Below are 13,128 nucleotides of genomic sequence, written 5' to 3'. Positions count from 1 at the left end.
CATGCCAGCAGCCCCATCTTCTTCATCCGGTTCGCCTGTGCACACCCCCCGCCGCTGGGCGGCCCTGCGGGGGCGTTGCGCCACCATCTTTCGCCTGGGCATCAAAGAGCTGTGGAGCCTGTGGCGCGACCCGATGATGCTGGTGCTCATCGTCTACACCACCACGCTGGCGGTGTACAGCGCGGGCAAGGCCCAGCCCGAGACGCTCTCGCACGTGCCCATTGCCATCGTCGATGAAGACGTGTCCACGCTCTCGCAGCGCATTGCCACCGCGTTTTTTGCGCCGCAGTTTGTGGGGCCCGATCTGATCACCCCGCAGGACGTGGACCCCGGCCTGGACGCGGGCCGCTACACGCTGGTGCTGCACATACCGCCCAACTTCCAGCGCGATGTGCTGGCAGGCAAGGTGCCGCGCGTGCAGCTCAACATGGACGCCACGCGCATGATGCAGGCCTTCAGCTCCAACGGCGCGGTGCAGCAGATCGTGCAGCTGGAGGTGGCCGAGTTTGTGCAGCGCTACCGGGCCGTGTCCACGCCCGCCATCGATTTGTCGGTGCGCGCCCGGTTCAACCCGGCGCTCACGCCCGCGTGGTTTGGCTCGGTGATGGAGCTGATCAACATCGTCACCATGCTCTCCATCATCCTCACCGGCGCTGCGCTGATCCGCGAGCGAGAGCACGGCACGGTGGAGCACCTGCTCGTCATGCCCGTCACCCCGGCCGAGATCATGCTGGCCAAGGTGTGGGCCATGGCGCTGGTGGTGTTGGTGGCCACCTGGGTGTCGCTCACGGTGGTGATTCGCTGGGCGATTGGCGTGCCCATCGAAGGCTCGGTACCGCTGTTTTTGCTGGGCACCGTGCTGCACCTGTTTGCCACCACGTCCATGGGCATCTACATGGCCACGCTGGCGCGCAGCATGCCGCAGTTTGGCCTGCTGATGGTGTTGACCATGATGCCGCTGGAGATGCTGTCGGGCGGCGTCACTCCGCGCGAGAGCATGCCGCTGTGGGTGCAGTACGTGATGGCGCTGGCCCCCACCACGCATTTCACCGAGCTATCGCAGGCCATCCTGTACCGGGGCGCAGGGCTGTCGGTGGTGTGGTCGTCGCTGGTGTGGCTGCTGGCGATTGGGGTGGCGCTGTTTGCGCTGGCGCTGGCACGGTTTCGCAAGACTATCGCCAGGATGGCTTGACTTTTTGATGCTATCTTTTGTGTAGCTGCCAGCGCTTATTAGATGAGCGCTAGAGCCCGATTCTTTCAATAACCGTAGGTCGTAGGTCGTAGGTCGGGTTAGCGCAGCGTAACCCGACGCGTTCGGCCCAGCGGAAGGTGTCGGGTTACGCCCTTGCGGGCTAACCCGACCTACGGGCTTTCACATAAAGCCCACGGTGCCCGGCCGCCCAGGCAGGTTCAATGCCGCCGTGGGCGCAGGCTGGCTGGCCACCTGCTTGCCGCGCCGCCACACCCCCAGGCGCGCCGCCCGCAGGCGGATGGCTTCTGCCGGGTTGCGCGCATGCAGCAGCACAAAGTCCGCATGTGAGCCGGGGGCGATGCCGTAGCCCTCCAGCCCCAGCAGGCGCGCGGGGTGGGTCGTTACCGCGTCAAAGCACTGGCGCATGCCCGCCTGGCTGGTCATCTGGCCCACGTGCAGGCCCATGTGCGCGGCCTCCAGCATGTCGCCGCTGCCGCCGCTGTACCAGGGGTCGAGCACGCAGTCGTGGCCAAAGGCCACCGTCAGGCCAGCGGCCATCAGCTCGGGCACACGGGTCATGCCCCGGCGCTTGGGGTAGGTGTCGTGGCGGCCTTGCAGGGTGATGTTGATGAGCGGATTGGCCACCACGCCCAGGTCGGCCTCGCGCATCAGGGCAATGAGCTTGCTCACGTAGTAGTTGTCCATGCTGTGCATGGAAGTCAGGTGCGAGCCCGTCACTCGGCCGTGCAGGCCCAGGCGCTGGGTTTCGTAGGCCAGGGTCTCCACATGGCGCGAGTGCGGGTCGTCGCTCTCGTCGCAGTGCATGTCCACGCGTTTGCCGCGCTCGGCAGCCAGCTCGCACAGCAGCCGCACGCTCTCGGTGCCATCGGCGTAGGTGCGCTCAAAGTGCGGAATGCCGCCCACCACGTCCACACCCAGGTCGAGGGCGCGCTGGATGTTCTCCAGCCCGCCGGGGCGGCGCAGCACACCGTCTTGCGGAAAGGCCACCAGCTGCAAGTCCAGGTAGGGCGCCACGCGCTGCTTCACATCCAGCAGGGCCTGCACCGGTAGCAAGCTGGGGTCGCTGGTGTCCACATGGCTGCGGATGGCCAGCAGCCCGCGCGCCACGGCCCAGTCGCAGTACTGCAGCGCGCGCTGCACGATGGCATCGTGCGTGAGCTGGGGTTTGAGCTCGCCCCACAGCGCAATGCCTTCGAGCAGCGTGCCGCTCTCGTTCACGCGCGGCTGGCCGTAGCTCAGGGTCGAATCCATGTGGAAATGTGCGTCCACAAACGGCGGGCTCACCAGCAGGCCGCCCGCATCCACCGTTTCGTGCGCGGGGGCTTGCAGGCCTTCTGTCACTTCGGCAATGCGGCCGCCTTGCACGGCGATCGACATGTTCTGGCGCCCATCGGGCAGGGTGGCGTGGGTGAGGAGCAGATCCAGCATGGGCATGGGGTGAGGCTGTGAGCGAGTGAGCGAGCGGGTGGCGGGCGTGCAGGGATGGGGCCGCGTTACGGTGTCTTGGGGGCTGTGAGACGTTGGCTGCCGCCCGGCCTGCTGGGCGGTGGCGACACGGTGGTGCGCCGTGCAGGCGTGCGGCGGTACCGCAGGTCACCAGGGCGGTGGCCGGCCTCCAGGGTCACGTCAAAGGTACCGTCCTCGTGGCCAGACTCGGCCTTGGCGGTGATCCGAATGCCCTGGGCCGTGGCTTGGCAGCGCAAGCGGCTCAGCTGCCATTCGGCGTGGTCGTTGTTGATCTCTGGCACGCCCACCGTGGCAACTTCGATCGCGCTGTCGCTGCGGTCACGCTGCAGCCACTGCACATAGATGAAAGATTGCGCGTACTGGCTGGCGTGCACGACGCGGTAGGTGCCGCCACCGGGGCTCTCGTCGCGTGGCGCGGGCCATGCGCCACACACCTGGACCCAGTCCACATTGGGCGGCGTGGCGTGCGCGGAGTAGGGCGCCTCAACGCCCAGGGCCCATGCGGTTTGGCACATGGCGGTCAGGGCCGCACAGGCCCAGGCCAGCGAAACAATGGTGGTGCGACGGATCAACGTTCCCCCTTGCGGTATGGCTTCATCAGGGCCTGAGGATAAGCCGCCTTGCGCGCCACCAGCACCAGCGCCAGGATGGACAGCAGGTACGGCAGCATCAAATACACCTGGTACGGCAGCCACGCATCGCCCGCCTGTTGCAGCCGCAACTGCAGCGCATCAAAAAAAGCAAACAGCAGCGCACCCAGCAGCGCCTTGCCGGGCCGCCACGACGCAAACACCACCAGCGCCACACAGATCCAGCCGCGCCCGTTGACCATGTTGAAGAAAAACGCGTTGAAGGCCGACAGCGTGAGGAACGACCCCGCCACCCCCATCAGCGCCGACCCCGTCACGATGGCGCCCGTGCGTGTGGCCGCCACCGAGATGCCCTGGCCCTCGGCCGCCTGCGGGTTCTCGCCCACCATGCGCACCGCCAAGCCCAGCGGCGTGCGCATCAGCACCCAGGCCAATAGCGGCACCAGCAGCAGCGCCAGTAGCGTGAGTGGGGTTTGTGCCGACAGGATAGGAATGCCCAGCCATTCCATCGGTGCAAAGGGCTCGATGGTGGGTGGCGTGTTCACCTTGGGGAAGCTCACCCGGTAGCCGTAGTAGCTGAGCGCCGTGGCCAGCAGCGTGATGCCGAGGCCCGACACATGCTGCGACAGCGCCAGCCCCACGGTGAGCCATGCGTGCAGCAATCCAAACACTGCGCCGGTGAGCGCCGCCACCAGCACCCCGGCCCACAGTCCATGGCCCGTGTACACCGTGAGCCAACCAGTGAAGGCGCCAGCGACCATGATCCCTTCAATGCCCAGGTTGAGCACACCGGCGCGTTCGCACAGCAAAACCCCCAGCGTGCCCAGAATGAGCGGGGTGGCGACCCGCAGGGTGGCGATCCAGAAGGCGGGGTTGGCGAGGATGTCGAGCAGCTCGGTCATGTGCCTACCTCGGTGCTGCTTACTTCATTTTTGATAGCTGCCAGCGCTTGTTGGATAAGCGATAGAGGCTGATTTGGCTTGAGACTCAGATGCATTGGCTTGTTCATGGCGTGCTCACTTCCAGCGCACCCGGTATTGCGTGAGTAGCCCAGCCACCAGCACCGCAATCAGCGAAGTCGCCACGATCACATCCGCAATGTAGGTGGGCACGCCCACCGCGCGGCTCATGCTGTCCGCCCCCACCAGCACGCCCGCCACAAAGGTGCCCGCCGCAATCACGCCCAGCGGGTGCAGCCCCGCCAGCATGGCGATCACGATGCCGCTGTAGCCGTAACCGGGCGACATGTCGAGCGTCACATAGCTGGTGCGGCCCGCCACCTCAATGGCGCCCGCCAGCCCAGCCAGTCCGCCCGAAAGCAGGGCGACCAGAACGACTGTGCGCGTAACGGGTACGCCCGCAAACGCCGCAGCCCGCGCATTGGCCCCGGCGGCGCGGATGTCAAACCCCGGCACCGTGCGCGCCAGCAGCGCCCACAGCATCACGGCCAGCGACACGGCCCACAGCAGGCCCGTGTGCAGCCGCGTCTGTGGCACCAGCTTGGAGAGTTCCAGGTCGCCCTGCAGCGCCACGCTCTGCGGCCAGCCCATGGAGAGCGGGTCTTTCATCGGCCCGTCCAGCAGGGCCGAGACGAGCAGCAGCATGATGAAGTTGAGCAGCAGCGTGGTGACGACCTCGTCCACCCCCAGCCGCGCCTTCATCAGCGCCGGGCCCAGCAACAGTGCGGCCCCGGCCAGCGCAGCCGCCAGCATCATGAGTGGGAAGAGCAGGTAGGGCGACCACTCCAGCCCCGTGCCCCCATGCATGCCGCCCACGGCCACGGCGGCCAGCGCCCCGGCATAAAGCTGCCCCTCGGCCCCAATGTTGAACAGCCGCGCGCGGAAGGCCACGGCCGCCGCCAGCCCGGTCAGAATCAGCGGCGTGGCGCGGGTGAGGGTTTCGGTCAGCGCGAACACCGAGCCAAAGGCGCCCTGTAGCAGCAACGCATAGGTCTGGCCCACGGGGGCGCCAGCCCACAGCACTAGCAGGCCGCTGATAAGCAGTGTGAACACCACGGCGCCCACCGGTGCCAGCACGTAGGCGGCGGGGGAGGTGTGGTTGCGTTTTTCAAGTCTCATGCCCCGGGCACTTCTGGTAAGTCTTCGACATTTATATTCAGAAATCGAAGCCTAAAGTCCAAAGGGTCTGGAACGGCTAACTTGAGGTGAACATGGCGCCAGTCTTCGCTTGTGGCTAATGCGGACTTTAGTGCAGCCATTTCTTTTGTAGGACATCGCGCCCCAATAATTATTATTTTTATAAATTCTTTGGGAATTTCGTAAAGTTGAATTTTCTTATTGTAGGAGTCTATTTTTATTTCGTTTTTTTCATTTTTTGCTATTTTTAGGTTTTCATCTTGAAAATTTTGTATTCTCCATTCTTGTTCATAGCTCCAGTGTGTGCTTTTTGTTGAGAGTATTCTATGAGAGCGTCCGTATCCGTAATCTTTGAAGCCGAAGGATTGATTTATGGGTCTACTCTCACGATACATTACTCTTCTAATTTTCAGTCCGCTTGGACGGGCCTCGGATTTTTGTTTTTCCAAAAAGTGTTGAGGATCGATGGCAACAACAAATCCTTGATGTTCGGATCCATAGTGAGACCACATGAGTAAGTTGTCATATGTCTCTGAAAAGCATATTGTTCCGTGCTCGAAATCTGTTGTCGGAGTTTCTGCGTTGCTTTTTGATATGATTTTTTGGATCAGTGATTTTGAACATTTGCTGTTGTCTTTGAAAGGTGCTTTGAGCGCAATGGCCTCTTCTGTGGTGAGTTCGTCTAAGAATTTTTCATCACTAGGCGATTGCTCAAAGGGATCATTGAGCACCTCCCTTTGGGTGACTCTTAATGCTGGGTTATTAAAAAATGGCGTATCTTTGGGTAGATATTTATAAAAATAATCGGGGTAATTTAATTCCATTTCATGCCTCCACTATCCCTGCCATTGCTAATCCAATCGATTTACGAGACCAGTGTTCAGATGACTGGGCTTTACTCAGCTGCCCATCGTGCATCACCGCCACACGGTCACCCAACGCCAGCACTTCGTCCAGGTCGTCAGAAATGAGCAATACGGCGGCCCCCGCATCGCGCGCGGCAATGAGCTGCTGCTGCACAAACATCACCGCGCCAATGTCCAGCCCCCAAGTAGGCTGGTGGGCCACGATGAGCTGGGGCGCAGGCGCGGTGTAGCCTGCTGCGTCCTTCGGCGGCATCAGCGCCCGGCCCAGGATGAGCTTTTGCATGTTGCCGCCGGACAGCGACCGGGCGGGGGTGTCCGGCCCGCCGCCGCGCACGTCAAAGGTCTCGGCCACGCGCTGCGCATGCTGGCGCGCGGCGCGGCGCTTGACCCAGAAGGCACGGAACCACGGGTGCGCAAACCAGGGGCCGCGCAGGCGTTCGGACACCGCGTTCTCCCACACGGGCAGGTCACCCACCACGCCCACGGCGTGGCGGTCTTCGGGGATGCGGGCCACGCCCTGGCTTACTAGCCAGGCAGGCCGCGCTTGCAACGGTGCGCCGCGCAGCGTGACCTGGCCGGTGGAGGCGCTGCGCACGCCGCACAGCAGGTCGGCCAGTGCCACCTGGCCGTTGCCGCTCACGCCTGCAATCGCCACGATCTCGCCAGCGCGCAGGGTGAGGGACACATCGTTCAGCCGGTCGCGCCCCGTGGGGCCGGTGCTGACGTTGGTCAGGGTGCAGATGGGCTCGCCCACATTCTTGGCGGGGCGGCGTTCGGCCGCTTCAATCGCGTGACCCACCATCCACTGCGCCAATTGCCCTTGCGTGGTGCCCTGCGCAGGCGCTTCGGCCACCAGCTTGCCCTGGCGCAGCACGGCCACGCGGTGCGAGACGCGCAGCACCTCGCCCAGCTTGTGGCTGATGAAGATGATGGACAGGCCCTGCGCCACCATTTGCGCCAGGGTGTCGAACAGCGCCTCGCTCTCCTGCGGGGTGAGCACGGCGGTGGGTTCGTCCAGGATGAGGATGCGGGCACCCCGATAGAGCGCCTTCAGGATTTCAACGCGCTGGCGCTCGCCCACCGAGAGGCTGCCGACCTTCGCATCGGGGCTCACTGGCAGGCCAAACTGCTGCGACACAGCCAGCAACTTGGTGCGCGCCTCGCTGCGGCGCGAAAAGGGCTGCCACAGCGGCTCGCTGCCCAGCAGCACGTTGTCCAGCACCGTGAGGTTGTCGGCCAGCGTGAAGTGCTGGTGCACCATGCCAATGCCCGCCGCCAGCGCTGCACGCGGCTGGCCGGGCGGCAGGGGCTGGCCAAAGACTTCGATGCTGCCTTCGTCGGCCACGTAGTGCCCAAACAGGATGGACATCAGCGTGGACTTGCCCGCGCCGTTTTCGCCCAGCAGGGCCAGTACTTCGCCGCGCGCCAAGGTCAGGCTGATGCTGTCGTTGGCGACGAGCTTGCCGAAGCGTTTGGTGATGCCTGTGAGGCGCAGGACGGGGGGCATGTCAGCACGCATGGAGTCGTGCTCCGTCAGCGGTAAGCAAAACTGGCGCGGCCCAGGCCAGTGGGCGCCGCGCAAGGGCCGCCCCGCTGCCTAGGCGGCGCTTCGCTTGCGTGCGCTGGCGTCGTCCCACTGCCCGCTGTGCGCAGCACTGCGAGAGCGGGGGGAAGCGGCGTAGCCGCTCAGGGGGGTGTTTCTGCTTCACTTCCACGCCGCCAGAAACGCCCGCAACACCTTGGCCGAGTTGGCGGCCGCCAGGCCCATGAAGGTGCCCATTTCGTTCTCGCCATCACCACCACCGGCGAGATCGCTCAGCGACCGGAAGGCGATGTAGGGCACGCCGTTGCTGTGGGCGACCATGGCGGTGGCGGCGGTTTCCATGTCGAGCACGTTGGCCTCGAAGGTCTTGAAGGCGTATTCGCGGAAGGCCTTGTTGTCCACAAATGCCTGGCCCGATATGCCGTTGCCGCCCACCACGAGTTGTGGGCGCTGCTTGAGGCAGGTGGCGGCCAGGCAGTGCCCCAGGCCCACGTTCTGCAGGCTGCGGGCGGTGGCCAGCATCTCGGGGTCGGCTTCGAACCAGAACTTCTTGCTGAGCTGGGGCTTGGCGGCCGAACGTACTTCTACCGGGCGCGGGTGCATCATGCCGAAGGCGGGCATCGTCAGCTCGCTTTTCATCCAGGCGGGGGCGCTGTACTGGCCGGGTTGGTCTTCACGCGCCATCAGCCATTCCATGTACTGGCCCCATTGCGCGGGCACGGTCACGTCGCCAATGTGCAGGCTGGGGTTGACGCCGCCCGCAATGCCGCTGAAGACCACGTGGCTCACGTGGAAGCGGTCCAGCACCAACTGGGTGTTCATGGCCGCGTTGGTCATGCTGATGCCCGACAGGAACACCACCACGGGTTTGCCTTCGAGCGTGCCGGTGGTGAATTCCACGCCGTTGATGCTGTGCTTGGCGGGCTGCTGCACCTGCGGCAGCAGCACGGTCAGCTCGGGCGCAAAGGCGGAGATGACGGCGATGCGGGGCGTGTCGTCCAGCCGCACTGCAGCCTTGCCTGCGGGGCTGGACGCACAACCGGCCAACCCGCCAGCCAATGCCAGAGCTCCCAGCAGGCGGGTGAAACGAGAGGCGATGGATTGGCCCAAAAGGGGAGACGAGATGGTGGTCATGGGCATGCCAAGTAGGTGCAGAGACGGACGGGTAAAAGCAACGAAAAGGGCCACCGCGATGCGTGGTGGCCCAGGTATTTACCCGCTTTGTCTCGCATTGGTGATTTGGAGTGGCTGACAAAGCTCAGCGCAGCGGTTCTGGCTAGGCGCTGTGTCGCAGGCAGTACTGCAAGTACGACAAGACACAGCAACAACGCCAGAAGAGCTTTGTCATCCACTCCCCTTATTTGGCCGTCGACTTGGGCTGGCTGTCGTCCACCTTCACGGTGAACTTGCCGGCCAGGATGTCAGCCTCCTTGGCCTTGACCTTGGCGACGATGTCGGCCGGCACTTTCTTCTCGAACGTGCCCAGCGGGGCGAGTTCCGAGCCCTTGTGCTTCATCATCGAATACGGGCCGTAGTCCTCGGCGGTGAACTTGCCGTCCTTGACCAGTTTGAGCGCGCGCTCAATGCTGGGCTCCATGTGCCACAGGGCCGATGCGACCACGGTGTCGGGGTACTGCGGCTGGGTGTCGATCACGTTGCCGATAGCAAGTTTCCCTTTTTCCTTGGCGGCGTCGCTCACGCCAAAGCGCTCGGCGTAGAGCACATCGGCGCCCTTGTCGATCATGGCGAAGGTGGCTTCCTTGGCCTTGGGGGGGTCAAACCAGCTGTTGATGAAGGTGATGGTGAACTCGACCTTGGGGTTGGTCTCCTTGGCGCCCGCCATGAAGGCATGCATCAGGCGGTTGACTTCGGGGATGGGGAAGCCGCCGACCATGCCGATCTTGTTGGTCTTGGTCATGCCGCCCGCGATCATGCCGCTGAGGTAGGCGGGCTCCTGGATGTAGTTGTCGAACACGCTGAAGTTGGGCGCCTGCGGCTTGCCGGAGGAGCCGAGCAGGAACGAAGTCTTGGGGAAGTCCTTGGCCACCTTGCGGGCGGCGGCTTCCACCGCAAAGGCTTCGCCCACGATGAGCTGGTTGCCGCCGGTGGCGTACTCGCGCATCACGCGCTCGTAGTCGGCGTTGCTGACGTTTTCACTGGCCTTGTATTCGATCTCGCCGCGCGCTTCGGCAGCCTTCAGCGCCTTGTGGATGCGGCTGACCCACTGCTGCTCAAAGGGCACGGTGTAGATCGCCGCGACCTTGAGCTTGGACTGCGCTGCAGCCAGTGTGGGCGCCATCGCCATGGCGGCCGAGAGGGCCATGGAGGTGCAGAGCAGGCGTCCGGTGAAGATGCGGCGAGTGGTCATGGTGCGGTTCCTTGGGTGGGACTGGCGAAGGAGAGGCCGTGCACGGCCTCCAGAACACAATGAAACTAGCAATTTGCACGCCAGCAATGGCCCGCGCATGCAGCTGTGCGGCGGGCGTTCCATGGCGGGATTGCGCTGCACAGTCTGCCAGAAGTGCATGGCGGGCTGCCTTCCAGGCCGGTCGTGACGTGATCAAGGATTTCCCTCTAGGCAGCCGTTGGATGTTGGTTTAATGGTGCATGTTGAATGAATCATTTGACAGGTATCAAAGCGGCTGTGGGGAGGCTGGCGAAGAATGGCTGCGAGCCTGCTGAAACCCAGTCGTCGCAGCCCGCAGCAGGCCAGTTGGAGGGATGGAATGAGCCATCTTGGGCCGCGACATACAAGGAGTCCCCATGACAACCCGAAAGCTGGCGCGCCTTGCGGCACTGGCAATGTCCACTCTGGCCCTTACGGCGTATGCCGATGACAAGAAGAGCGTGACACCCGCCGAGATGAACTACCAGGCAGGCTCGTCCCCTTTGGCCAATCAGCCGATGTACCAAAGCACAAACCCTGCCGCGCCCAAAATGACGCAGGCCGAGTTTGACCGTGCTCGCCAAACTTACTTCGAGCGTTGCGCTGGCTGCCACGGCGTGCTGCGCAAGGGCGCCACTGGCAAGCCCCTGACGCCCGATGTGACGCTGCCCAAGGGCACGGATTACCTCAAGGTGTTCATCGCCTACGGCTCGCCCGCTGGCATGCCGAACTGGCAGACTTCGGGTGAGATGAGCGAGTCCGACGTGGACATGATGGCCCGCTACATCCAGCAAGACCCCCCTATGCCTCCCGAGTGGAGCATGGCGGACATGAAGAAGACCTGGAAGGTGCTGGTGCCGCCGAAGGACCGCCCAACCAAGAAGATGAACGACTACAACATCGCCAACATCTTCTCGACCACGCTGCGTGACGCGGGCGAAGTGGCGCTGATCGATGGCGACACCAAGCAGATCATCAACATCATCAAGACCGGCTACGCGGTGCACATCTCGCGCACCTCGGCATCGGGCCGCTACCTGTTCGTGATCGGCCGCGATGGCCGCGTGAACATGATCGACCTGTGGATGGCCAAGCCCGACAACGTCGCTGAAATCCGCATTGGTCTGGAAGCCCGTTCGGTGGACACCTCCAAGTACAAGGGCAAGGAAGGCGACTTCACCGACAAGCTGGCCATTGCTGGCGCCTACTGGCCCCCTCAGTTCGTCATCATGAATGGCGACACGCTGGAGCCCATGAAGATCGTCTCGACCCGTGGCATGACCGTGGACACGCAGGAATACCACCCCGAGCCCCGCGTGGCTTCGATCGTGGCCTCGCACTTCAAGCCTGAGTTCATCGTGAACGTGAAGGAAACCGGCAAGACGCTGATGGTGGACTACAAGGATGTGGACGCCCTCAAGATCACCGAGCTGGGCTCGGCCCGCTTCCTGCATGACGGTGGCTGGGATTCGACCAAGCGCTACTTCATGGTGGCTGCCAATAACAGCAACAAGATTGGCGTGGTAGATGCCAAGGAAGGCAAGCTGCAAGCCGTGGTGGACGTGGGCAAGATCCCTCACCCCGGCCGTGGCGCCAACTTTGTGCACCCCAAGTTCGGCCCTGTGTGGTCCACAGGTCACTTGGGTGACGAGACCATCTCGCTGATCGGCACCGACCCCAAGAAGCATGCCCAGTATGCGTTCAAGGAAGTGGCCAAGATCAAGGGCCCAGGCGGCGGCGCTCTGTTCATCAAGAGCCACCCCAAGTCGCAGCACTTGTACTCGGATGCTCCACTGAATCCTGATCCAAAGATCTCGCAGTCGGTGGTGGTGTACGACATCAAGAACCTGGACAAGGGCTACACCGTTCTGCCGATCGCCGAGTGGGCAGGGCTGCCCGACGACGGCGGTGCCAAGCGCGTGGTGCAGCCAGAGTTCAACAAGGCGGGCGATGAAGTGTGGTTTGCCGTCTGGTCTGCCAAGGACAAGCAATCTGCCCTGGTGGTGGTGGACGACAAGACCCTCAAGCTCAAGGCTGTGATCAAGGACCCACGTCTGATCACCCCCACGGGTCACTTCAACATCAACAACACGCAGCACGACGTGTATTGATGGCCCAAGGCACTGTGCGACTTGCCCGCACAGTGGGTAGAGGCATCAGTGCCTCGGCTTGAAAACCAGAGCACAAAAAAAGACGCCGCAAGGTTTTTTACCCTGCGGCGTTATTATTTTGCCCATGCAACGCCTGCGGTGCAGGCGCAGGGCTTTCGCCTTACTTGGTGCCGAAGATGCGGTCGCCTGCGTCACCCAGGCCGGGCAGGATGTAGCCGTGGTCGTTGAGTTCGCGGTCGATGGCGGCGGTGAAGATTGGCACATCAGGGTGCGCTTTTTGCAGTGTGGCCACGCCTTCAGGGGCGGCCAGCAGGCACACGAACTTAATCGAGCGGGGCTTGAGCTGCTTGAGCCGGTCTACGCAGGCCGCAGCCGAATTGCCGGTGGCCAGCATGGGGTCCACCACGATGATGTCGCGCTCTTCCATCTCGGAAGGCATCTTGAAGTAGTACTCGACCGGCTGCAGCGTGTTGGGGTCGCGGTACAGGCCGATGTGGCCCACACGCGCGCCGGGCACCACGTTGAGCATGCCGTCCAGAAAACCATTGCCTGCGCGCAGGATGGAGACGAGCACCAGCTTCTTGCCGTCGATCATCTTGCCGGTCATGGTCTCCAGCGGGGTTTCGATCTGCACGTCTTGCAGCGGCATGTCGCGCGTCACCTCGTAAGCCATCAGCGTGGACAGCTCGCCCAGCAGGCGGCGAAAGCTGTTGGTGCTGGCGTCTTTCTTGCGCATGAGCGTGAGCTTGTGCTGGACGAGGGGATGGGTGATGACGGTGACATTGCTCATGAGAAAACTTGTATTAGCGTGAAAAGGGCACAAAGGTGCAGCCCGTATTTTCTACCATTGGGTAAA

The 13,128-nt window shown here is 63.2% G+C and carries 11 protein-coding genes; 2 read left to right on the top strand and 9 right to left on the bottom strand.

Features of this window, described 5'->3' with window-relative positions; genetic code table 11:
* Position 1 precedes the first annotated feature (1 nt).
* A complete protein-coding gene (locus CLU88_RS05065) occupies positions 2–1,192 on the top strand; it encodes an ABC transporter permease (protein WP_099655654.1) in 1,191 nt (396 codons plus the stop codon).
* A gap of 180 nt (positions 1,193–1,372) precedes the next feature.
* On the opposite strand, the gene CLU88_RS05060 is transcribed toward CLU88_RS05065, so the two are convergent.
* The 8 genes from CLU88_RS05060 to CLU88_RS05020 form a co-directional block, all read right to left on the bottom strand.
* Positions 1,373–2,641: an amidohydrolase family protein gene (locus tag CLU88_RS05060; protein ID WP_099655653.1), complete on the bottom strand. Its 1,269-nt coding sequence runs from the start codon at positions 2,639–2,641 to the stop codon at positions 1,373–1,375.
* A 65-nt stretch (positions 2,642–2,706) separates the two neighbouring features.
* Positions 2,707–3,252, bottom strand: coding sequence for a hypothetical protein (locus tag CLU88_RS05055; RefSeq protein WP_199173424.1), 546 nt, complete (start codon positions 3,250–3,252; stop codon positions 2,707–2,709).
* Entirely contained in the window at positions 3,249–4,172 is a 924-nt protein-coding gene (locus CLU88_RS05050; protein WP_099655652.1) for an ABC transporter permease, read from the bottom strand. Before CLU88_RS05050 ends, CLU88_RS05055 begins: the two co-directional genes overlap by 4 nt.
* A gap of 114 nt (positions 4,173–4,286) precedes the next feature.
* Positions 4,287–5,348, bottom strand: coding sequence for an ABC transporter permease (locus CLU88_RS05045; protein WP_099655651.1), 1,062 nt, complete (start codon positions 5,346–5,348; stop codon positions 4,287–4,289).
* Positions 5,345–6,190 carry a DUF2971 domain-containing protein gene (locus CLU88_RS05040; protein ID WP_099655650.1) on the bottom strand — a complete coding sequence of 282 codons (846 nt, stop codon included), beginning with the start codon at positions 6,188–6,190 and terminating at the stop codon, positions 5,345–5,347. The genes CLU88_RS05045 and CLU88_RS05040 overlap by 4 nt, the downstream gene beginning before the upstream one ends.
* A 1-nt stretch (position 6,191) precedes the next feature.
* Complete coding sequence (locus CLU88_RS05035; protein WP_233205376.1) at positions 6,192–7,751, bottom strand: ABC transporter ATP-binding protein; 1,560 nt, start codon at positions 7,749–7,751, stop codon at positions 6,192–6,194.
* 186 nt (positions 7,752–7,937) lie between these two features.
* Complete coding sequence (locus CLU88_RS05025) at positions 7,938–8,909, bottom strand: 5'-methylthioadenosine/S-adenosylhomocysteine nucleosidase (RefSeq protein WP_199173423.1); 972 nt, start codon at positions 8,907–8,909, stop codon at positions 7,938–7,940.
* Positions 8,910–9,132: 223 nt separating this feature from the next.
* Positions 9,133–10,143 (bottom strand): BMP family protein, encoded by a 1,011-nt coding sequence (locus tag CLU88_RS05020; protein WP_099655648.1) that lies wholly within the window; start codon positions 10,141–10,143, stop codon positions 9,133–9,135.
* Positions 10,144–10,538: 395 nt separating this feature from the next.
* Between CLU88_RS05020 and CLU88_RS05015 the strand changes: the two genes are divergently transcribed.
* The gene (locus tag CLU88_RS05015) at positions 10,539–12,272 is read left to right on the top strand and encodes a nitrite reductase (RefSeq protein WP_099655647.1); all 1,734 of its coding nucleotides are present in this window, start codon (positions 10,539–10,541) and stop codon (positions 12,270–12,272) included.
* Positions 12,273–12,432: 160 nt separating this feature from the next.
* Here the strand turns inward: CLU88_RS05015 and upp are convergent, their stop codons facing one another.
* A complete protein-coding gene (upp, locus tag CLU88_RS05010) occupies positions 12,433–13,062 on the bottom strand; it encodes a uracil phosphoribosyltransferase (RefSeq protein WP_044394847.1) in 630 nt (209 codons plus the stop codon).
* Between the last annotated feature and the right edge of the window lie 66 nt (positions 13,063–13,128).

This window comes from Acidovorax sp. 56, from assembly GCF_002749705.1.
In the GTDB taxonomy this organism is placed as follows: domain Bacteria; phylum Pseudomonadota; class Gammaproteobacteria; order Burkholderiales; family Burkholderiaceae_C; genus Acidovorax.
Note: the sequence above shows the minus strand (reverse complement) of the source record. Positions and strands in the feature narration are given on the sequence as shown.

Excerpts from the sequence above, each read along its gene's own strand:
- CLU88_RS05065 (WP_099655654.1), top strand. The coding sequence starts at position 2 with ATGCCAGCAGCCCCATCTTCTTCATCCGGTTCGCCTGTGCACACCCCC.
- CLU88_RS05060 (WP_099655653.1), bottom strand. The coding sequence starts at position 2,641 with ATGCTGGATCTGCTCCTCACCCACGCCACCCTGCCCGATGGGCGCCAG.
- CLU88_RS05050 (WP_099655652.1), bottom strand. The coding sequence starts at position 4,172 with ATGACCGAGCTGCTCGACATCCTCGCCAACCCCGCCTTCTGGATCGCC.
- CLU88_RS05045 (WP_099655651.1), bottom strand. The coding sequence starts at position 5,348 with ATGAGACTTGAAAAACGCAACCACACCTCCCCCGCCGCCTACGTGCTG.
- CLU88_RS05040 (WP_099655650.1), bottom strand. The coding sequence starts at position 6,190 with ATGGAATTAAATTACCCCGATTATTTTTATAAATATCTACCCAAAGAT.
- CLU88_RS05035 (WP_233205376.1), bottom strand. The coding sequence starts at position 7,751 with ATGCGTGCTGACATGCCCCCCGTCCTGCGCCTCACAGGCATCACCAAA.
- CLU88_RS05025 (WP_199173423.1), bottom strand. The coding sequence starts at position 8,909 with ATGACCACCATCTCGTCTCCCCTTTTGGGCCAATCCATCGCCTCTCGT.
- CLU88_RS05020 (WP_099655648.1), bottom strand. The coding sequence starts at position 10,143 with ATGACCACTCGCCGCATCTTCACCGGACGCCTGCTCTGCACCTCCATG.
- CLU88_RS05015 (WP_099655647.1), top strand. The coding sequence starts at position 10,539 with ATGACAACCCGAAAGCTGGCGCGCCTTGCGGCACTGGCAATGTCCACT.
- upp (WP_044394847.1), bottom strand. The coding sequence starts at position 13,062 with ATGAGCAATGTCACCGTCATCACCCATCCCCTCGTCCAGCACAAGCTC.